Source organism: Marinococcus halophilus (assembly GCF_002265875.1).
Classification (GTDB): domain Bacteria; phylum Bacillota; class Bacilli; order Bacillales; family Marinococcaceae; genus Marinococcus; species Marinococcus halophilus.
This window is the reverse complement of the sequence record NZ_NPFA01000020.1, coordinates 14,791-35,259: the sequence shown is the minus strand read 5'-3', so window position 1 is coordinate 35,259 and position 20,469 is coordinate 14,791. Positions and strand designations below refer to the sequence as shown.

Here is a 20,469-nt window from a genome sequence, read left to right as displayed (position 1 = left end):
CGCCCAGGCGGGCGCGACCCTGGAAAGCGTGTATGACGCTTACCGCGTGGCCTGACCCGCAAAGCCATCGGTTGGATGATATTGTCGATGATTTCCAATATTTAAATCCATGACCAACAATTGTTTTCAAAACTGCAACATAAGAATTACAAATAACCAGTTGTTTGTTATTTCCATTTCGTCTATATCCCATATTGGCAGATAAACATGCACGAAATTATAATCTTCTTCGTGAAGTTTATATTTCATGATCAATGTATTGTGATGTTGACGCACAAACGGGCATCGTCCATTACCTGCCCAGTAGCTAGGGCGATTCTTTCCACTAAACGCCGATTCACCAGGATGGTTAATCCACATCGTAGTATTTTCTACACCAAGAGAGATGTTCATCACATGCTGTTGATGCCCCTTTTCATAGGGGGAAAGATTAATCGTACTTGCTAAAGAATAGGGTTTGGTTTTGTAAACATATGAGTAAATGTTTTTGATACCTTGAGTGTACTCAGCTAAGACAGCTTGTTTTTCGTTTAAATGAACAATGTCTTGCATGGCTGGAGGTGTATATTCAGATAGGCAGAACCAAACTGGCGCTCGAAGAGAATGATTAAAGTAACCTTCTCCCCATAGCATGAATGAAATATTGGCAACTTCACTATTTTCCATTGCTTTCAAATCATGTTCATATACTCTTCCATACGTTGAAACCATTGTTTTCCCATGAATATTTATCGCAATAATTTTAAATGTTTTGTCTAACGCTTGTTTTGCCAAATGCTGAATTTCTTTATCTGGAGCAGCTTCGTAAAGGGTATAAAAACCAATTAAATCAATTGGAAGATATGTCGTTGAATTCCACTCTGCAAAGCCGTACTCGAAAAAGTTTTCAAACCAGTGTAACAAACGGCTCTTACCTAGCACGTACTGTTCCTCTCCCAAACGTTTACTCACATTAAAGACATCTTGGGTAAATGCATAGCCCGCAAAATATTGAGACACATGGAATAAAAACGCATGATTTTCACTGAAATACCACATGGCATCGTTTCCGGGTTCGTCGATCCAGTATCGAAAATCTAACGCTAGTGCTTTTATTTCTTCCTGTAGAGGAACCGCCAAAAGATGACGTTTCTTTAAGTATATGGCCATTAATGGTGCTAAACGAAAATCGGCACAATCTTCTTTTTGTTCAATTTCTTGAAAGCAGCTCCTTAAAGCTTGTTCTGTTTGTTCATCGCAATATTCATAGAACATTAGTCGCGCGATACCTACATTTATATCTGCTTGATTTAAATTCGCAAAATAGCTCAATGCCTCGGTTTTTCTTGTTTCTAAATCTTCTTCCATATTTAAAGGAGATGGTTGTTCTAAAAGAAGAGAAACTGTTAGTGTTCTGTAAACATAGACATCATCTGAAATTTTGAGGCCAAAAGAAAACTCGTTTACTCCAGATAAGTTATATTCTGCGATGTCTCCCAAATTAATATTGTTTTCTTCATTTAACTCAATATAAAACTCTGGGAAGGAGCGTTCACTTGTGAAAATGGGATTGATTAATTTATTTTTGTTAATTTGTACATGCATGTGTGGTTCTAAACGCTCACCCAAATGAGCTGGAGCTTTAAGGGTTAATTTGTCCGTTTTATAAATATCTTTCTCAAAATAAAGATTGTCTAAAAAGTTTTCTGCTTGTTCGACAGCGATGGGATCTTCATTGATAGGTATATAACTTTCAATATCTTCTTTTCCTAAATAAATGAACTCAAAATAATAATTCACGTCACGTTCTGCCATATCCTCGAGTTTAATAACGATCTCATTCTCTCCTGCTTGCAAAGACAAATGAATATTCTGAGTCGAAGGAATGTTTCTAGTGAATGGTGAAAAAGCAACTTGGTGTTCTTTATTCACCCAAATATCGATGCTCCCACAAGTTGTTAATTGAAACGGAAGTGTTTGATTTTTTTTAACTTTGATAAATGTTTTTGCATTTGTTTCCAAAATATGAGGAGTGGTAATAAAAGAAGAAAAGTCAAATCGATTATTCTCAAAGGGAAAATAGATATTTTGAAAATCATCTTCTTCAGGATATTCATTTTTATTTCTTTGTTGAAGGTACTGTGTACGTAAAGGATATTCGATCTGCCTATATTCTTCTGTTAAGTTAACGGGCTCAAAAAAAACAGTAGCTTGCGAATGAAAAGGTGTAACGTAAGGACCCGAATAGAGCCATCGATTTAGATAATCCCCTGATTGCAGTTGAAATTTGTACTCATTGTTCATCATAACCCTCCCAAAATACAGCCACGAACCTATTTTTGGTTAACACAAATAGGTTCGCGGATTTTTAACCATTCTTTATTTAAAATTAATTATTTCCATATACTTCTGTATAAGTTTCAGTGGTCGTCTCTATTGCGTCTTCAATAGATTGATCGTTATTTAATACACCAATAACTTCTTCACGTAACACATCTTGAGCGTTCCCCTCAGCTGTTAATTGTTTTGTATCAATTTCCCGCTTCATATAAGAAGAGACATCGGCTGAAGCATCAATCTCGTTTTGATAAATTTCAAAACTTTCATTAGCAAATTCATAATCTACTTCAGCGTCTTCAACTACTGGAAGATAGCCTCCATAATTCGCCATTTCTTCATGATTCTCTTTCTCATACAGCCAACTAATAAAGTCTTGTGTGGCTTCTTCATTTCCTGTTCCGTCAAACGCCGTAATGTAGTTTCCGCCTAAATTGGTCGCACGTGTTTCTTCTTGAGGCATATAAACAGATTGCCATTCAAAATTATTTACATTTTCAGAAAAATCTTGTAATTGCCAATTTCCAGACATATAAGCTGCTACTCGACCACTTTTGAACATTGAGGTAGCGTTTTCACCAGAAGTCCATACGTTTTTGGGCATGGTGCCATCATTGTTGAGGTCTACAAAATATTCTAAACCTTCTATTGTTTCTTGATTCACTTCGTATTCCCCATTATCGTTTGGTGTGATGCCCTGACTGCCGAACTGATACAACATTGTCAATAAGCGGTGCTCCGATTGATCCATGACAAAGCCATATTCCCCTTCGGTATTTTCTGTCACTTCATTGACGGAAGAGGTAAATTCCTCCCAGGTCCATACATCTTCTTCGCTTGTAGGGTATTCAACCCCGGCTTCGTCAAATAAATCTTTATTAATATACATACCTACAGCGGTTAAATCTAAAGGTAGGGCTTTGACTTCATTATCAGTCTCAATAAATAAGCTTTCATCCACATTTCTTTCGTTACCAATTTCCCCTAAATCTAGTAATTGATCATTCCAAAGTGGAGAAAAACCAGCAGTCCGAATGAGTTCGGGTGGATCTCCATCGCGAACCATGTTGGTTACTCGTGTATCCATATCTTCGTATGGTACTTCAACGACTTCAACATTAGCATCCATCTCTTCGTTATATTTTTCAGCCATGTTTGACATTGCGTTACCTTCCACATCGTCGCCGGAAACCAAAAATTCGATGGTTTCATCAGATGAACCTTCCCCAGAACTTCCTCCATTGCCACATGCAGAAATTAGTACTGTTGATGATAATAAAACAAAGACCCCTAGTTTCTTTTTCATTTGTTTCTCCCCCTTTTAGTTAAGCGCTTAACGAAATATTAAATGTAAGCGCTATTAAAATCTTATCATTTAACGAAGTAATTCTTAATTTCAGAAATAAAATGTTTCCGCTTTCATAATTGAAGTGCCTAGATCATATTTATCGCCTCAGTAACGAGCAGCGATGAAAAAATTCCTCAAGGAATATTAATTACGCTGATTTTTTGTAAACATACAGTAGATTATCGGAAGTTAATTACTTTTGTGACATTACAAAGGGTAATCTCTATGATTTGTGGCAAGGATAAAAAAAGAAAGCCCACTCTGAACTGACCTTCATCTAGTAGACAATGGAAATAAGTAAAACTCTTAAGCGGCTTGGTTCCGTTATTCTATCGGAGATCAAGCCGTCACTAAAACCACAAAAGCATCCTTCGAAGGAGTAATGTCTTTTGACGAACTTGGTGCGGGAATGATTTCTTGATCTTCTTCCATACTATAGAGAAATCTTTCGAGAACGTCTCAAGCCATATATGTAGCTTCTTCCATATCTTCTCCTTGGCTAATACCACCCGGTAGATCAGGAAATGTGATTGTAAATGCTCTGTTTTCGTTTTAGCTGTTATCAAAGATGACTGGAAACATATATTCAGCCATAAATACAAACTTCCCTCATGGTCGAAAGGAAATACGTTTATTCCGTTTCTGCTAGTACTGCAGACAGAGTCCTTTTGTGGAGAAATCACTTACACATAGTGGACAATTTTATTGATAACAACATACAATAAATACAGAAACGCTCAGATTTTTATCCTTGAAAGGAGAAAAACCATGCTAAAAGCTACTGCTATCCGAATGCGTGTGGGACAAAAAGATACCGATGACGTAAAAGAAATTGACTCGATTCATATTGAAGGAGGCCCCTCGCCAAAAGGGTGGGAGAAAAAAGAAAATCTCTACGATTTTTTAAGAGATAATCCGAACGACAAGATTTACGTTGATATTGAGCCCAACCCTGAATTGATAAAAGCTAAGGACGGGGAACAAAAATATGTAAGGTCTTCTCCTAATGATACCGAAAACGATAATCTGTTAAAATTGCCACGCGAATAAAAGTGAAAGAGCAAGCAGTTCGCAACTGCTTGCTCTTTAAACCAGGGGCTGATCCCGGGACGAATCAGTCCTCTCTTAACGGTAGCTCAAAAAAGCTGCCTTTCTTTCGTTATTGTTAAACCGCTGTAAAACCACCGTCAACAGGGACGACTGCTCCGTCAATATAATTCGATTTGTCTCCCAAAAGGAACTCCACGAGTTCCGCTACTTCTTCAGGCTACGGCATTGGCACGAATACCTTCCGAGGCGTATTTAGTGACAATGGTTTTTGTAATCCCGATGGTGGCGCGTTTGTGAGTGAGGCAATCAAACTGATGTTTTAAAATAAGAAAAACCCCCCAGTCAATATACTTGGGGGCCTGCTTTGTTCTTATTTTAGTTCATGTTAATGATTTTTTGAGCTAGTTTTTAATAGGTTACTTATTATTTTTTGACTTCAATAGTGTTTATAATCATTCCCTATATTAATTCAAAGAAGAAATATTTTTTTCCAAAACGTCGGCTACATGGAAGTAAGGATAATTTAATTCTTTGGCCACAGCGTCATGGGTGATTTGGCCATTCGCTGTGTTCAGTCCTTTACTAAGGGCTGGATGGTCATTTAATGCTTGGTAAACGCCTTTATTTGCAATATGCAGCGCATAAGGAATGGTTACATTGGTTAAAGCGATGGTGGAAGTTCTTGGGACGGCGCCGGGCATATTCGCGACGGCATAGTGGACGACGCCCTCAATGTTATACGTAGGGTTTTCGTGCGTCGTTACTTTTTCTGCTGTCTCAATGATGCCTCCCTGATCAATGGCCACATCAATAATAACGGATCCTTTGTCCATGGTTTTAATCATGTCCTTGGTGACGAGCTTGGGCGCTCGAGCTCCGGGAATAAGCACTGCTCCAATGACTAAGTCGGATGATTGAACTTCTTGAGCAATGTTTAAAGGATTACTGCTGATGGTTTGAATTTGGCCTCCGAAGGTTTCGTCAATTTCCCGAAGGCGTGCAGGGTTTAAATCGACAATGGTCACGTCGGCCCCTAAGCCATGAGCAATTCTAGCTGCATTTGTACCTACTACGCCACCGCCAATGACAGTTACTTTTGCTTTTTTCACCCCGGGCACGCCGGACAACAAAACCCCTTTTCCTTCATAAATGCTTTCCAGGAACTGGGCTCCCACTTGGGCGGCCATTCGTCCAGCTACTTCACTCATCGGTGTTAATAAAGGAAGTGCCCCATTTTCTTGTACAGTTTCATAGGCAATCGCTGTAACTTTATTAGCCGTTAACGCTTCTGCTAATGCGGGTTCTGCAGCGAGATGTAGATACGTAAACAAAATAAGGTTTTCACGAAAAAATTGATATTCTTGTTCAATGGGTTCCTTGACTTTCATGATCATATCAGACTGAGCCCACACTTGATGGGCCTGTGGCATTATAGTGGCCCCAGCTTGTTCGTAGTCCTGGTCCTCGAATCCGCTTCCCTGCCCCGCTTTGGTCTCAATCAAAACTTTATGGTTATTTTTCTTCAATGTCAGCACTCCGGCTGGCGTGATTGCTACTCTTTTTTCTTGGTTTTTGATCTCTTTGGGTATTCCTATAATCATACTATTGCCTCCTATTCATTAGAGTTATTCTTTTTGTAGTTTCATTTCATATGAAAAATCTTACTTGTTTGTTAAAAAGGGATATTATTAAAAACTTAATATAGGAAAAACTTTTGCGTTTCTTCACGGATGATTTTATACAAAAGCAGTAAAGCAAGTAAGTTGGGAATCATCATTAAAGCATTGGCCATATCGGCAAATGCCCATACGAGTTCCAAATTAGCGACCGTGCCTAAAAAGGTAGCGGTAAGATAAATAAACCGATACGTATTTAATAAGCGAAAATTCGTTAAGTATTCAAAACATTTTTCCCCATATACATACCACCCAACAATGGTGGAAAACCCAAAAAATATGACCGAAAAGGCCACAATATACTGGCCAAAAATCCCAAGCGTTTCCCCGAATGCTGCACTAGTTAGAGCGCCTCCGTCCAATGAAGCATTATGCGAAACACCGGAATACAGCCCCCCCGTAGGATCCCAAAATCCAGTTACAATTAACACAATCGCTGTCATACTACATACAATAATGGTGACAATAAAGGTTCCCGTCATGGCTACCAATGCTTGTTTTACCGGTGAATCGGTACGAGCGTTTCCTGCTACAAGCGCAGCGGTTCCCAGGCCCGCTTCATTGGAAAAAATCCCTCTGGCAACACCACTTTGGACCGCTTGCGTCACAGCAATACCTGTAAAACCTCCCACTGCTGAAAGGGGAGAAAACGCGTACTGAAAAATCAAACCGAAAGCAGGAAGAATCTGATCATAATGAATGATAATAATAAGCATTGCGCCGAAAATATATAAAACAGACATGATTGGCACAAAAAAGCTGGCGACTTTGCTAATTCGTTGAATGCCGCCAAAGATAATCAGAGCAGTTAAAAGGACTAATAAAGCTCCGGTAATCCAGTTAGGCACAAAGAAACTTTGATCCATAACGTCAGCGATGGTGTTAGATTGAACGCTATTTCCTATACCTAAAGCAGCAAAAGCACCGAAAAGAGCAAAAGCCAAAGCCAAAGGCATCCATTTTTTCCCCAACCCTTTTTCGATGTAATACATCGGCCCGCCTGAATATTCCCCGTATTTATTCTTGATACGAAATTTAACTGCTAATAAAGCCTCCGAATATTTCGTAGCCATCCCAAGCAATCCAACGATCCACATCCAGAAAATAGCGCCTGGTCCGCCTAACGTTAAAGCGGTAGCAACTCCAGCAATATTTCCATTGCCTATGGTGGCGGTAAGCATGGTCATAAGGGTTTTAAAATTACTAATATCTCCCTCCTGTTCTTCTTTTTCCGTAGCTTTTTCTTTGGTAAAGGCTAAACGAAAAGCATATATTAATTTATGAAATTGGACTCCTTTTAAAACAATTGTTAGGAAAACGCCTGTACCTAAGAGCAATACCAGGCTTGGCACGCCCCAAAGCACGTTGTTAATTGATTGAATAAAATCTAGCAAAGATGAACTCCTACCTTCTTTTCGACATTGTGAAGCGGTTTCATTCAAAGTATAGTAAAAGATAGTCAAAATTAGTTTGTGAATTTTTACAAAATGTGAGCGTTATCATTGTGAAAGATAATCAAAATGAAGGCGATTTCATACATAGGCCTTTTAATCGAATGAGTATGTAGTTATAATAAAAATATCTTTACACCGACATGGTTAGTACTCTTAATCTATTTGAAGGGATAAATTTTCCTGTATATTATAGATAAATCTAAATTAAGCAAATGAATGTGTTGGGAGAGATTGCAGCGCGTAGCTGTAGCACCGAAGGAGCAATCTTTTTAAACAGCCTAAAAAGAAAAACTCTCAGGTTCCGGGACTAACACAGGATGCACCTCTGGAGAAGGTATCTACCTGCCGAAGAAGAGAATTCTTTGTAAAAAGATGAAATCTTTCAGGCTCCCAGACAGAGATGTGGCGTAAACGCTACTTCTCTGTCCTTTTTTATTTTATAAACGCTTACAATAAATAATTTGAGGAGGTACTTATGCAATTTGATAGCTGTTTTGATATTATTGGCCCGATCATGGTGGGCCCTTCGAGTTCACACACCGCTGGAGTGGTCTCTATTGGCAAATTTGTGCACACTTGGCTAGGAGATTTGGACCATGTCACCATTACGTTTTACGGATCTTTGGCCTCGACGTACCAAGGCCACGGATCGGACAAAGCCATTATCGGCGGCTTGCTCGGGTTATCGTCACGGGATCTTAATATTCGCAGCGCCTATGCATTAGCCAAGGATCGTCATCTGGATTACCATTTTACGCTCGTTCCCGATGCTCCTCCGGACTATCACCCGAATACTGTGCAGGTGGAAGCCGCTTCCCGGGCGGGGACCCTGCACATCATAGGAGCCTCTATTGGCGGGGGCGTCGCGATGATTTATGCTATTAACCATCAGGAGGCGAGCATCAACCTGGGCACGGGCGTGGATATTGATACTATTGTGGCAAAAACCAAAAAGGAGGTTTCGGACGTATGACGGAAACCATGAAAGACATTGTGGCGGCATGCCAGGAGCGAGGCGTTTCACTGGGTGAATGGATGATCCAGCGGGAGATAGAGCGGACCGGGGGTGAACGGGAAAAAATATTCGCCCAGATGCAAGAAAGGCTGAGCGTGATGAAAGAAGCTGTGGCCCAAGGAATCAATGACTTGGAGGAAACGACCAGCAAACTGTCGGGCGGGGACGCCTATCGGATGCATCAATACAATCAGACAACCGATCCCCTATCCGGCCCCACCATCAGCAAAGCGATGGAGGCAGCCATGGCCACCTCTGAAAGCAACGCAAAAATGAATGTGATTGTGGCGACGCCGACCGCGGGGTCCGCGGGCATTCTTCCTGGCATCATGATTTCTCTGCAGGAAAATCATCATGTTAATGATGAAGCACTTACGATGGGGCTGTTTGCAGCGAGCGCCATTGGTTATGTGTTTGCCAACCATGCTTTTGTCTCGGGAGCCGCCGGTGGGTGCCAGGCGGAAGTAGGATCGGCTACAGCAATGGCTGCGGGAACCATAACGGAATTGCGCGGCGGATCTCCGGAAGCTGTGACACATGCCGTGGCGATGGCCATGAAATCCCTTCTGGGATTAGTTTGTGATCCTGTCGGGGGGTTAGTGGAAGTGCCCTGCGTGAAGCGTAATGTGATCGGGACCTCTATTGCCTTTTCAGCGGCGGATATGGCCCTAGCTGGCATTGAAAGTCGGATCCCTTGTGATGAAGTCATTCATACCATGCATACCATTGGCAAAGACATGCCAGGGAGTTTAAAAGAAACCGCTGAGGGAGGACTTGCACAAACACCGACCGGTTTGCAAGCAGCGCAACGGGTCTATCAGCGGCCATGTAACTTATAAGAATACTTATTCTTGAATAAATCACTGCGTCTTTTAAGTTTGAACTATTCAGTAAGAACTCTCGCCCTAGCAAAAAATCTTATCAAAATTTTTAGATGACCAATTTTTGGGAGCGTCAGTGACTTATGAAGGTCATGTAAGTAGTTAGCGTCTGAGAAGTGAATCGAGACGAGGCCTCCCTTATATTCAATATCTTAACGTTTGCTGATCTTTTATTCGTCTGCAGTACCAAAAATATAAAGGTCAGCAAAATACTCGGAAATGTTTCTCAACGTATTAATAAAAGAAATACCTACATGCTTTGTGCACATTTACATTGATGCTTAAAAGAATATGCTATAACTAACGAGTTAAAAAGATGACTATATGAACATTCTTAATAAGTTTCGGTACAAAAGTGGAAAACATTTAAGTTTAATACCCTGTGAAATAAAAGTTAAATAATTTTTGCAATCGAAAAATGATAACGCTTACTTTTGCGTTTGTCATCAATCATTGGGAGGCGAATGTATGGAGTTGATGTTTGGGGTCCTATTATTGTTCTTGGTGTTGGCTTTTTTTACTTTGTTCAATTACAAAGCTCCTCAGGGGAATAAAGCGATGGGGGCACTGGCTGCTGCGGCCTGTGCAAGTTTCTTGGTTGAAGCTTTTCATGCTTTTTTCTTTGGAGATGTGTTAAATATCCCTTTTCTTAAAGCAGTCGGTGAAGCGAATGGGAGTTTAGGAGGGGTGGCAGCTGCTACTCTCGTTCCTTTAGCACTTGGAGTATCACCGGTTTATGCTGTGTTAGTGGGTATTGCCTGTGCAGACCTAGGTATTCTTCCTGGTTTTTTAGCAGGGTATTTGGTAGCCTTCGTAGTAAAGTACTTAGAAAAAAAGGTTCCGAATGGGTTAGATTTAATTGTGATTATTATTCTAGCAGCCCCTCTTAGTAGATTAATCGGGGTAAGTGTTAGCCCGGTGGTTGATGCCACCCTTTTAAATATTGGTGATATACTGGTGTCTACCTCGCAATCCAGCCCCATTGTTATGGGCATCATTTTAGGCGGCGTTATCACTGTCGTAGCTACAGCACCCTTAAGCTCCATGGCGCTAACAGCAGTTTTGGGGTTAACAGGTACTCCTATGGCAATAGGAGCCTTGGCCGTTTTTGGGTCTTCTTTCATGAATTTTATCTTTTTCAAGAAGATGAAGTTTGGAGACAAAAAAGATAATTTATCTGTCGCGATTGAACCACTGACTCAAGCAGATCTTATATCTGCCAATCCAATTCCTATGTATATCACAAATTTTGTCGGGGGCGCTGCAAGTGGCGTTGTGATTTCTTTATTAGCCATGACCAATGAAGCTTCGGGTTCTGCTACCCCCATTGCTGGGTTAGCCGTCATGTTTGCTTATAATCCCGCCGGACAGGTTATTTTAGCAGCCAGTATATGTGCGATTTTAAGTTTAAGTGTTGGTTATGCAGGAGCCTTTGTTTTTAGGAATTATTCAATCATGACTGCCAATGAATTAAGAAATTCTGAAGTAAACAAGCAACCTGACATGAAAATAAAGGTACCGGGTAAAAACATACAAACTGAAAAATCATCTCTGTAAATTAAAAATTAAAATGCTGTATGTGAGTGTACCAGCGTTTATTATTTCAGGGCTCCTCTTCCTTTTAACCGGTTTATTCTATTTATTGATAATCTACTAAATAGCGGCGGTATTGTATCAATGCTGGAAGTGATTTTATTAATCCTGCTTGCACTTGGTTTAGGGGGACTGATGGAATCCATTGGAGTATTAAGGACCATCAGAAACACACTAGCGAAATGGGCAACAAATTCTGGAAAATTAACTACATCTACCATGTTATCCGCTTTATTTGGCAAATTCTTCGGGGGCGCAGCTTACGTTTCTATTATCACAGATAATAAAATAACAGAAAAAACTACGAAAAGTAAGGTATTGAGAAACGTGTTTTATCAAGAAATACTAAGGCTGGAGGAACTATTACGACTCCGATGGTCCCCTGGCCTGTTGGTGGCGTATTTAGGCGGCTACATTAGGAGTAGCTACTTTAGCATATTTACCATTTTTATGGTATCACTTTCTAGTAATCATAATTAGTTTAGTCTATGGCTTCACAGGCAAATTTATATGGTATACAGATGCTACCTCACCAGAAATAGAACAACCATCTGAGAAATCCTCTATTTCTGCTTCTGGGAAAAAGAAAGCTTAAAAACAATAAAGTAACACGGGCTGAGAATTAATTTCTTTAGTCCGTTTTTTCTTTTTATTAATAGAATTCAGTGATTTTAGCTTCTGCTAACTAAAAGTAATGACATTTTTGAAAAATATACTGCTCCTATAAAAATTTCTTCCCTACTGGTGCCTAGACTTTTTCCCAACCCAACGCTAACTAGAAAACATAATTTAACGACGTGGTTAACTTAGAGAAAGTAATTTTGTTAACCATTTTAATTATTTGGTTTACAATATGATTTTGTCCCTATATACTAATGGGCAAATGATTTTGTTGTGAAAGAAACATCTTTGTTAACGTACTACAAAAGGAGGGAGTTCATGATTCAGTCACGACTACACGGCTTTGTCTTAGCCGCCTTGTTTGCGGCTTTAATGATGATTGGAGCAAATATCACGTCCATCGCTCCGATTTTTGTGATTGGCGGGGTACCAATTACGCTTCAAACAGCGGTATGTATTTTAGCCGGCCTGCTGCTCGGCAAAAAATATGCTCCGCTTGCTATGGTTTTGTACCTGCTGACCGGTCTCGCCGGGATGCCGGTATTTGCCCGTTGGTCGGGAGGACTTGATGCGGTCATTTCACCGACATTTGGCTTTTTACTTTCTTATATTCTTGTAGCTTACGTAGTTGGTGTTTTATCCGAACAAAAACGTTCACTCACGGCCTTTAGTGCAGCCGCACTTATAGGCACAGCGCTGAATTACCTCGTTGGGACGAATTGGATGTATATGGCCTACGAATGGTGGTTTGCCGCTCCGGGCGGATTTTCGTACACCACGGCCTGGCTGTGGATGCTTGCACCGATGCCGAAGGATATTCTATTAGCTGTGGGAGCAGCCTGGCTGGCGCGCCGCCTTCTGCGTATTTTACGAAAAACAGAACGAGGAACAAACTCATCAAAAGGAGCTGCATAACCCATGGGCACATTCTGGATTGAACGGGCCAGAGAAATACAACAAGGAAAACATTTAACAAGGGAGGAAGCAGCTGCCTTTCTAAAGGAACCTGGGGAACGGCTGCTTGAGCAGCTGGAAGCGGCCTATCTGCTCCGATCGCATTACTATCAGAACCAAGTAAAATTAAATATGATCATCAATACAAAGTCCGGTCTCTGCTCGGAAAACTGTGGTTACTGTGCTCAGTCCATTGATTCCAAAGCGGTAATTTCCAAATACCGTATGATGCCCTCCAAAGAAATCGTCCAGGGAGCCCGGGAGGCGGAAAAGCGTGGAGCCGGGACCTACTGTATTGTGGCAAGCGGTCGCGGTCCCTCAGAAAAAGAGCTTCGGATCGTGGAAGAAGCAGTCGAAGAAATTAAAGCCACGAGCCAGTTAAAAGTATGCGCCTGCCTGGGAATTTTAAAGGAAGGTCAGGGCAAGCGGCTGAAAGCAGCTGGTGTAGACCGTTACAACCATAACGTCAACTCTTCGGAACGTTTTCACGAAAATATTGTTACCACTCATACATATGAAGACCGGACGGGAACGGTGAATGAAGCTATCCGGGCAGGCATCTCCCCCTGTTCGGGATTAATCGCCGGCATGGGGGAAAGCCACGAGGATATTATCAATGTATTGTATGCCTTAAAAGAGATCGGTGCTGATTCCGTGCCAGTGAATTTTCTTCATGCGATTGAGGGTACAGCTTTTGAACACCAGCCGGGCCTACGGCCAGAGGAGTGCCTCCGCATTTTAGCGCTTGCCCGAATGATTCTTCCCTCAAAAGAAATCCGGGCAGCCGGCGGACGCGAAGAAAATTTAAAGAGCATGCAGCCGCTTGCTTTGTATGCGGTGAATTCGATTTTTCTGGGCGATTATTTAACAACGCCGGGACAGGCGTGGAAAAAAGATCTTCAAATGATTGAGGACGCCGGGTTTAGAATCGAAGAAAACGCGTTTACCCAAAGTGCTGAAATGTACTCTTCATAAGCACATAGATAGTTTCCTGCTCCGTGGCCGCAAAAGAGCTTCTCCCTGTTCTTGCTGCCAGCTGAAAGTAAATAGCCAAAGCTTGCCTTGTTAAAAAACGCGAATACCAAGATCGAAGCCATTGTACCTTTTTAAACGGAAGAACGCTTTAACTATTTAAGGTTTAGCAAAAACTTTTAATGGGGAAAATATTTATATTATATTTTTATAAGGAGTCTTTCTAATGATTAGTAATTTGGACGAAATTAAAGTGCCAGATAGTAAAATTATTCAAGACGCACAAGGCATCGTAAAAGAATATGGTAATGAGTTAATTTGGAACCATTCAAATAGAGTTTATTTATTTGGAGAAATAAAAGGTATGCAAGATAATTTGAATTACGATAAGGAATTGCTTTATATTACGGCTTTGTTTCATGATTTAGGTTTAACAGAACAGTACAGTAGTAGTGACTTAAGGTTTGAAGTAGATGGCGCTAATACTGTAAGACAATTTTTAGAAACATATAATTATCATGAGCATGATTTACAACTAGCTTGGGATGCTATTGCTTTACACACAACATTAGGAGTAGCCGAACACAAAGAAGATAACGTGGCATTGTTGTACCATGGCGTAGGTATGGATGTCATGGGAGATAATTGGGAACAATATGCTAATGATATAAGAAAAGCAATAGTCAATAAATTTCCTAGAGGAGATTTTAAGCATGATGTTATAAAAGCTTTTTACGATGGGTTTAAGCATAAGCCTGAAACAACTTTTGGAAATATAAAATCGGACGTTATCAAATATTTCGAACCAGAATATCCTCAGAATAATTTTTGTTCATGTATATTACGTTCAAAATGGGATAGCTAGATCTTCCCATCTGTTATTTTCAGTCCCTTAGTTTTAACATTAAACTGAGGGTTTTGATTTTATGCTTAGTTGTTTTAAGAGCTGTGCTCTATAAACATTTAACATTGATAAAGATTATAAATAAAAATAAGAATGAATTAGTTTTCAAAATAAAAAGCAAAACAATAAAGAGATAAAATAATTTCTTTTCCCCTTTTTGACAGGGTATTGTTTTTAGCTGGCAATATGAAAAAAGATGAAAGAAAAAATCGAAAAACTATAAAAACGAATAATGTATTATAAACAAAGGTCACCGAACTCCCTTTTTGGAGTGGAAACCTTAGCTTATTTACCATTTTTAAGGCATCACTTTTTAGTAATCATTATCAGCTTAGTATATGGTTTTACAGGTAAGTTTATATGGCATACAGAAAGCGTTTCTCCAAAAATTAATACCTCGAATTGCGATTCGTCTTTCGCTACCCTTAGGAAGAAGAAATTTTAATAATAATAAATAAACCACGATTTAGAGGAATTTCAATTCCTTTAGATCGTGGTTTTCATTCTAAATAATCTTGAAATAATAAATTTAAAGTTAAAAATTCATTTTATTGAATTAACGAAGGCCAATATGTCACTATTTGAGGAAAAATTATGAGCAAAATAGTAAATAGAACCATTGTAAAAACGGCTGGCATTACTCCTTTAAATATTCGTTCAATCGATACGTCTTTAACAATCCCACTGATAATATAAACGCTCAACCCTAGTGGAGGGGTCAATAAAGCTGTATTAGTTACCATAACCATAATAATGCCAAACCAAATACCATCAAATCCTAAATCTGTAATCATTGGATAAACGATCGGAAGTGTTAATACCATAATGGCAATACCTTCCATAAACATACCGAGAATAAAATAAATCAACAAAATTACGGCCAAGATAACATATGGAGATACATCAAGTGTTTGTACAAACGAGGTTAGGCCCATAGGAAGCTGACTCAAAGCTAAAAATTCTCCAAATAGCGAAGCTCCGATCAATATTAAAAATAGCATAACGGTTAAACGTACTGCTTCGTCCAAAGAAGTTGATAATCCTTTCCAGCTCAAGCGCTTGGTCACTAGAGCTAATAAAAATGCCCCTATGGCTCCAATGCCGCCAGCTTCACTAGGAGTAAATACCCCAAAATAAATACCTCCGATGCTGATAAAAAATACAACGAGGAAAGGCCATACGCTTTTCAAGGAAAAAATTTTCTTTTTCCAGGCGGAGTTGGACTCTTTTTTAGGAGCAATTTCTGGATTTAAGCGCACTTGAACATTAATCAAAATTATAAACAAAATTGTTAAAAGAATGCCCGGTATTAGCCCCGCTATTAACAACGGACCTATAGGTTCGGAAGTTAAAGCTCCGTACATTAACAAAATCACACTTGGAGGGATGAGTGAACCTAACGTTCCACCAGCAGCTACAGCTGCCGTAGAAAAAGTTGTTTTATAATCATATTCCTTCATTTCGGGAATAGTGATTCGCGCTAATGTAGCTGTAGTAGCATTAGCAGAACCCGATATGGCGGAAAAAATTGAACTGGCTCCTACCGTAGCAACAGCAAGACCTCCGCGCAAGTGCCCCATCCAATTATCAGCAGCTTTGAATAAGTCTTTTCCTAAGCCGGTGTTAGACAAAAACATTCCCATCAATACAAACAACGGTATAACACTTAAGCTATAATCGTTTGCTGTCACGAACATAGAAGTTCCTAAACGTGCTAGTCCCCCATCCCATGTAGTCAAAGCAGAGACCCCTAAAAAACCAACAATAAATAGTGATAAACCAACCGACATACGAAATAAAATGAACACAAATAATAAGGCAACGCCTAAAATACCTAAGAGTTCAGGACTCATCTCGGCTCACCACCAATAGCGTAGAATGTAAAGCCTTTACAAGCATGGTTAAAGTAAAGCACAGCAAACCGATTACAGCGAAGAGGATAAAAATAAACAAAGGAAGTTGTAGATCACCACTGGTCTCTCCACTCATTCCTACCCGCCAAGCATAATTTGTAGTATATCCTGTAGTAACAATAAGCAATACAGTTAACAAAAAGGAGCCAAATGCGTGAATACTTTCCCTAATTTTTAATGGAAGCCTTTTAGTTAGTACATCTATTTCTATATGTTCTCTCCATAATTGTGTTTTTCCTAAACTTAAAAATACGATAATGGATAAGAACAGCCCAGTAAGTTCATAAGTCCCGGTAACCGGTTGATTAAAAAAATAACGACCAATTACATCACATGTTGTGAGAATCATCATTGCAAATAGCGCTACACTAGAAACTTTATGCAATATTTCGCTAAAGAAATATGCTATTTTTTCAAGATTGTTAGTGATTTGAGCTAGTTTATCTTGCTCTTTAGGCGTATCAAATTCCCGTACAATTGATTTACTGGTGTCCGATTTCATAATCTGCCCCCTGTCTATTTGTCATTGTCAGTCATAAGTTCTTCTGCTCGATTATATATCTTTTGTCCTTCGACTCCTTGAGATTCCATATCTTCGATCCAGTTTTGAGTAACGTTTTCTGAAGCATTTTCGAATTTATTTATTTCTTCTTCGGGAAGTTCATAAAATTCAATGCCTTGTTCTTTTGCTTCTACTTCTGTCTCTTGTTCTAATTCATCAAATTTTTGCCCTGCTAAAGATGCCATTGGTTCCCCGAGTAATTCTTGTTCGATGATTTTTTGATCTTGGTTCGGTATTTCGTTCCAACTTTCTTTATTCATCGTTACGTAAAATAAAGCTGTATTAAAATCCCCGATGGTAACGTAATCAACCACATCGTAAAGATTAAAATCTTCAATAGCTGTTACAGGAATAATAGCCCCATCGATAACACCTTTCTGCATAGAATCATAAATATCTGGAGCAGGCAGAGAAACAGACGTTGCTCCCCAAGATTCAATCATATTACTTGTTTGAACAGAGGGAGAACGTATTTTCATGCCTTTCACGTCTTCAAAATTTTCGACTTTTTCATCTTTGGTAATGATGGCATAAGCGTCAGAGGTGTGAAGCCATAAGGGTTTTGTTCCCTCATATTCCTCCTGAATAGCTGGAAATTCTTCATACAATTGCTGAAAGGTGATACTCATTTCTTCAGCGCTACCTTGGGCGAGGAACGGCATTTCCATTACTGCGGAAACAGGAAATTTTCCAGCATTATACCCTTGAAGCCCTCTTCCAGATTCCATGACCCCTAATTCGATATTATCGTACGTTTCATCAGGACCAGCTAACGCACCCCCGGGATATATTTGAAAATTAACCTTTTCATTTGTCAATTTTCCAACTTTCTCGTCGAACGGCTCCATAACTTCGGTGCCTTGAATATGATGGGGAGGATCCATATGGCCCATAGTGAACGTTAGATCTTGTTGTTCTTCTCCTTGTGCATCTGTAGAGCAGGAGGCCATCAATGGTAGTACCAGCCCTGTTATCAAAATGGAGCTGACGCATTTCCATTTTTTCATTATTAAACCCTCCTAATGTCGAAAAATTCAGTATAATAATTGAGTAAGCGTTTACAATTGTTAGTTAGAGGAAGCAATGCTCCCTCATTTTATATGGACGACCTGCCTTCTTTTATTCCATTCCACCTTTTTGCTTCTGTAAATGAAATTCCGTATTGATCCAACGTTCGATAAGCTAAATGATCGATGGTATCTTGAATATTTTTCGGGTGATTATAAAAAGCTGGCATCATTGGAAAAATAATGGCTCCCATTCGAGAGAGTTCTGTCATGTTCTCCAAATGAATAGTATTCAAGGGTGTTTCTCTTGCTAATAGCAATAGTTGTTTTCTTTCCTTCAGCACTACATCAGCTGTTCGTGATAATAAATTATCGGCTAGCCCCATACGTATTGATGCAATAGTTTTCATACTGCAAGGGGCTACGATCATCCCGTCTACTTGAAAAGAGCCACTGGAAAGCTTAGCAGCTTGATCTTTGTGAGAATACGAATAGTCTGCCAGTGCTTCTACTTCTTTAACTGTAAAAGACGTTTCAAATTCAATTGTCGTTTTTCCCCACGCCGAAATAACGAGGTGTGTTTCTATATCCGTTTGTTGTAATAATTCAAGAATGCGAATCCCAATAATGGCTCCTGTAGCTCCAGATATACCTACGATTAGTCTCAATGGGTATCCCTCTCTCTTTATTTGTTATTTATTGTACAGATCAGGCACCCACTTCGTAGGATCGACTTCTGTAAATTCTGCTCGTTTGAATTCTTCTTTCATGTGATAAGGAACAGTGCAGTCGAAAATCGTTTTACAGGAAAGTCCTTTTCCGCTTAACTGTGGGTTATACTCTGGACTTTGTGATGGATCTAAAGGATGGCAACGAACATTTGGAAGGAAAATGGTATCTACATCGCCTTGAAAGCGTGTATTCATTGACCACAAAACATCATTACTATCAAATGGATCCACATCTTCATCTACAATATAAATGTGCTTTAATTCAGAGAAAGCCGAAAATGCTAATAATGCAGCTTGTCGTTGCTTTCCTTCATCGCTGACCTGAGTTTTTTTAAATTGAAGAACAGCCATATATTTGCCTCCGCCTGAGGAATGAGCATATACATTTAGTAGACGACCAGGCATAGCTTTATCAATCATTTGCATGATACTCGCTTCTGTAGGTATGCCCGCCATTGTAACGTGCTCTTCGCTTGGCCCTATTACTGTTTGCATAATAGGGTTTTTCCGATGCGTAACTGCCTTAACTTTAATAACTGGAAGTTCTTTCACAGCAGGACCTGTATAACCAGGAAATTCCGGCATAGCTTTTCCAGTATTTGTGTTTTGATCTTCCCGTACTCGTTTATTTGGAATAAGTTCACCCTCAATAACATATTCCGCATTCGCTATAGCTTTTTCATTAATTGTTAAACAATCAGTGAGTTCTACTGCTTTTTTTCTTATGCCACCAGCAATCTCTAATTCATTAAAACCTAGGGGAGTCGTTGGAGGTTCAAAACTTGTGGCAATTTCGACTGCCGGGTCTACCCCTATACTAATAGATATAGGCAGTGCCTCCCCAACTGCTTCGGCTTTTTTACGAAAAACGTCAAGATGACGAGCCCCGGGTACGAAATACATAGACATTTCGTCTTTACTTTGCAAACAGAGGCGATGGATAGTCATATCAGATTCGCCTGTTTCTGAGTCCGAAGCGTAGCACATCCCAATAGTAATATAGGGGCCGGCATCTTCTTCGGTATTTGTAGGAGCTGGCACAAGTTTCCGAATATCGAAGTCAGGATCATCTGCGCGATGAACAACTTCCTGAGCTGGTGCTTGATGATTCGGAACTGTTACTGGTTCAATAGGGTTTTTAACTGATTCATTTAGTAGGTGGCCTAACCGTTCTGGATCGGTATCAAGCAGCATTCCTACTCTTTCCCGACTTGCCAGTAAGCCATTAACAACACGAGCACCAGGATGGCCTTTAATATCATTAAAAATCATGGCTGGTCCGATTTGTGTTGGGCGTTTGACCGTCCCTCCTGCTCCTACATGACGATAAACTCCAGATAATTCCCCGTGTGGATCTACAGGCACGTTCGTTTCAATTAGTTGCCCGGGGGTTTCTTTCAATCTTTCCAGCGCTGAGCGCAGATCCGTAACCTCTGTTTGTGTGCCTTTCATAGTTAGCCTCCTAGAAGTAA

General features: G+C 39.9%; 18 protein-coding genes, 1 pseudogene and 1 riboswitch. Of the genes and pseudogenes, 8 read left to right on the top strand and 11 right to left on the bottom strand.

Annotated elements, in window-relative coordinates; genetic code table 11:
• Positions 1 to 126 precede the first annotated feature (126 nt).
• The 3 genes and pseudogenes from CHL76_RS14815 to CHL76_RS17505 all read right to left on the bottom strand — a co-directional run.
• Entirely contained in the window at positions 127 to 2,283 is a 2,157-nt protein-coding gene (locus CHL76_RS14815) for a hypothetical protein (protein WP_094908996.1), read from the bottom strand.
• Between the two features lie 85 nt (positions 2,284 to 2,368).
• Positions 2,369 to 3,622: an ABC transporter substrate-binding protein gene (locus tag CHL76_RS14810; protein ID WP_094908995.1), complete on the bottom strand. Its 1,254-nt coding sequence runs from the start codon at positions 3,620 to 3,622 to the stop codon at positions 2,369 to 2,371.
• A gap of 501 nt (positions 3,623 to 4,123) precedes the next feature.
• A pseudogene (locus CHL76_RS17505) lies at positions 4,124 to 4,201 on the bottom strand (type II toxin-antitoxin system HicB family antitoxin); the annotation flags it as partial.
• A 231-nt stretch (positions 4,202 to 4,432) separates the two neighbouring features.
• On the opposite strand from CHL76_RS17505, the gene CHL76_RS14800 reads away from it, so the two are divergent.
• On the top strand, positions 4,433 to 4,714 hold the full coding sequence (locus CHL76_RS14800; RefSeq protein WP_094908993.1) for a DUF3892 domain-containing protein: 282 nt from the start codon (positions 4,433 to 4,435) through the stop codon (positions 4,712 to 4,714).
• A 115-nt stretch (positions 4,715 to 4,829) separates the two neighbouring features.
• Here CHL76_RS14800 and CHL76_RS17300 read toward each other — a convergent pair whose 3' ends face one another.
• The 3 genes from CHL76_RS17300 to CHL76_RS14790 all read right to left on the bottom strand — a co-directional run bounded on the left by CHL76_RS17300 (position 4,830) and on the right by CHL76_RS14790 (position 7,784).
• Entirely contained in the window at positions 4,830 to 4,910 is an 81-nt protein-coding gene (locus CHL76_RS17300) for a hypothetical protein (RefSeq protein WP_233133481.1), read from the bottom strand.
• 268 nt (positions 4,911 to 5,178) lie between these two features.
• Positions 5,179 to 6,315 carry an alanine dehydrogenase gene (ald, locus tag CHL76_RS14795; RefSeq protein ID WP_094908992.1) on the bottom strand — a complete coding sequence of 379 codons (1,137 nt, stop codon included), beginning with the start codon at positions 6,313 to 6,315 and terminating at the stop codon, positions 5,179 to 5,181.
• Positions 6,316 to 6,410: 95 nt separating this feature from the next.
• The gene (locus CHL76_RS14790; protein ID WP_094908991.1) at positions 6,411 to 7,784 is read right to left on the bottom strand and encodes an alanine/glycine:cation symporter family protein; all 1,374 of its coding nucleotides are present in this window, start codon (positions 7,782 to 7,784) and stop codon (positions 6,411 to 6,413) included.
• Positions 7,785 to 8,056: 272 nt separating this feature from the next.
• Positions 8,057 to 8,164: riboswitch (glycine riboswitch) on the top strand.
• Positions 8,165 to 8,319: 155 nt separating this feature from the next.
• Here CHL76_RS14790 and CHL76_RS14785 point away from each other — a divergent pair.
• From CHL76_RS14785 to CHL76_RS14755, 7 genes are all read left to right on the top strand, one after another.
• Entirely contained in the window at positions 8,320 to 8,817 is a 498-nt protein-coding gene (locus CHL76_RS14785) for a serine dehydratase beta chain (protein WP_094908990.1), read from the top strand.
• Positions 8,814 to 9,698 carry an L-serine ammonia-lyase, iron-sulfur-dependent, subunit alpha gene (sdaAA, locus tag CHL76_RS14780; protein WP_094908989.1) on the top strand — a complete coding sequence of 295 codons (885 nt, stop codon included), beginning with the start codon at positions 8,814 to 8,816 and terminating at the stop codon, positions 9,696 to 9,698. Before CHL76_RS14785 ends, sdaAA begins: the two co-directional genes overlap by 4 nt.
• A gap of 510 nt (positions 9,699 to 10,208) precedes the next feature.
• Positions 10,209 to 11,297: a PTS sugar transporter subunit IIC gene (locus tag CHL76_RS14775; protein WP_094908988.1), complete on the top strand. Its 1,089-nt coding sequence runs from the start codon at positions 10,209 to 10,211 to the stop codon at positions 11,295 to 11,297.
• A 120-nt stretch (positions 11,298 to 11,417) separates the two neighbouring features.
• On the top strand, positions 11,418 to 11,813 hold the full coding sequence (locus CHL76_RS14770) for a Na+/H+ antiporter NhaC family protein (protein ID WP_233133479.1): 396 nt from the start codon (positions 11,418 to 11,420) through the stop codon (positions 11,811 to 11,813).
• A 459-nt stretch (positions 11,814 to 12,272) separates the two neighbouring features.
• A complete protein-coding gene (locus CHL76_RS14765) occupies positions 12,273 to 12,869 on the top strand; it encodes a biotin transporter BioY (protein WP_094908987.1) in 597 nt (198 codons plus the stop codon).
• A 3-nt stretch (positions 12,870 to 12,872) separates the two neighbouring features.
• Complete coding sequence (gene bioB / locus CHL76_RS14760; RefSeq protein ID WP_094908986.1) at positions 12,873 to 13,883, top strand: biotin synthase BioB; 1,011 nt, start codon at positions 12,873 to 12,875, stop codon at positions 13,881 to 13,883.
• A gap of 223 nt (positions 13,884 to 14,106) precedes the next feature.
• Positions 14,107 to 14,745 (top strand): HD domain-containing protein, encoded by a 639-nt coding sequence (locus tag CHL76_RS14755; protein WP_094908985.1) that lies wholly within the window; start codon positions 14,107 to 14,109, stop codon positions 14,743 to 14,745.
• Between the two features lie 587 nt (positions 14,746 to 15,332).
• On the opposite strand, the gene CHL76_RS14750 is transcribed toward CHL76_RS14755, so the two are convergent.
• The 5 genes from CHL76_RS14750 to CHL76_RS14730 all read right to left on the bottom strand — a co-directional run bounded on the left by CHL76_RS14750 (position 15,333) and on the right by CHL76_RS14730 (position 20,449).
• Positions 15,333 to 16,637 (bottom strand): TRAP transporter large permease, encoded by a 1,305-nt coding sequence (locus CHL76_RS14750; protein WP_094908984.1) that lies wholly within the window; start codon positions 16,635 to 16,637, stop codon positions 15,333 to 15,335.
• Entirely contained in the window at positions 16,627 to 17,199 is a 573-nt protein-coding gene (locus tag CHL76_RS14745; RefSeq protein WP_094908983.1) for a TRAP transporter small permease, read from the bottom strand. The genes CHL76_RS14750 and CHL76_RS14745 overlap by 11 nt, the downstream gene beginning before the upstream one ends.
• Before the next feature lie 14 nt (positions 17,200 to 17,213).
• Positions 17,214 to 18,266: a TRAP transporter substrate-binding protein gene (locus tag CHL76_RS14740; protein WP_094908982.1), complete on the bottom strand. Its 1,053-nt coding sequence runs from the start codon at positions 18,264 to 18,266 to the stop codon at positions 17,214 to 17,216.
• A gap of 89 nt (positions 18,267 to 18,355) precedes the next feature.
• Positions 18,356 to 18,934, bottom strand: a complete 579-nt coding sequence (locus CHL76_RS14735) for a UbiX family flavin prenyltransferase (protein WP_094908981.1) — start codon at positions 18,932 to 18,934, stop codon at positions 18,356 to 18,358.
• Positions 18,935 to 18,958: 24 nt separating this feature from the next.
• Positions 18,959 to 20,449 carry a UbiD family decarboxylase gene (locus CHL76_RS14730; protein ID WP_094908980.1) on the bottom strand — a complete coding sequence of 497 codons (1,491 nt, stop codon included), beginning with the start codon at positions 20,447 to 20,449 and terminating at the stop codon, positions 18,959 to 18,961.
• Between the last annotated feature and the right edge of the window lie 20 nt (positions 20,450 to 20,469).

Coding starts and splice junctions, on each gene's coding strand:
- bioB (WP_094908986.1), top strand. CDS start 12,873: ATGGGCACATTCTGGATTGAACGGGCCAGAGAAATACAACAAGGAAAA.
- CHL76_RS14775 (WP_094908988.1), top strand. CDS start 10,209: ATGGAGTTGATGTTTGGGGTCCTATTATTGTTCTTGGTGTTGGCTTTT.
- CHL76_RS14745 (WP_094908983.1), bottom strand. CDS start 17,199: ATGAAATCGGACACCAGTAAATCAATTGTACGGGAATTTGATACGCCT.
- CHL76_RS14815 (WP_094908996.1), bottom strand. CDS start 2,283: ATGAACAATGAGTACAAATTTCAACTGCAATCAGGGGATTATCTAAAT.
- CHL76_RS14730 (WP_094908980.1), bottom strand. CDS start 20,449: ATGAAAGGCACACAAACAGAGGTTACGGATCTGCGCTCAGCGCTGGAA.
- CHL76_RS14770 (WP_233133479.1), top strand. CDS start 11,418: ATGCTGGAAGTGATTTTATTAATCCTGCTTGCACTTGGTTTAGGGGGA.
- CHL76_RS14740 (WP_094908982.1), bottom strand. CDS start 18,266: ATGAAAAAATGGAAATGCGTCAGCTCCATTTTGATAACAGGGCTGGTA.
- CHL76_RS14750 (WP_094908984.1), bottom strand. CDS start 16,637: ATGAGTCCTGAACTCTTAGGTATTTTAGGCGTTGCCTTATTATTTGTG.
- ald (WP_094908992.1), bottom strand. CDS start 6,315: ATGATTATAGGAATACCCAAAGAGATCAAAAACCAAGAAAAAAGAGTA.
- CHL76_RS14765 (WP_094908987.1), top strand. CDS start 12,273: ATGATTCAGTCACGACTACACGGCTTTGTCTTAGCCGCCTTGTTTGCG.
- CHL76_RS14800 (WP_094908993.1), top strand. CDS start 4,433: ATGCTAAAAGCTACTGCTATCCGAATGCGTGTGGGACAAAAAGATACC.
- CHL76_RS14785 (WP_094908990.1), top strand. CDS start 8,320: ATGCAATTTGATAGCTGTTTTGATATTATTGGCCCGATCATGGTGGGC.
- CHL76_RS14810 (WP_094908995.1), bottom strand. CDS start 3,622: ATGAAAAAGAAACTAGGGGTCTTTGTTTTATTATCATCAACAGTACTA.
- sdaAA (WP_094908989.1), top strand. CDS start 8,814: ATGACGGAAACCATGAAAGACATTGTGGCGGCATGCCAGGAGCGAGGC.
- CHL76_RS14755 (WP_094908985.1), top strand. CDS start 14,107: ATGATTAGTAATTTGGACGAAATTAAAGTGCCAGATAGTAAAATTATT.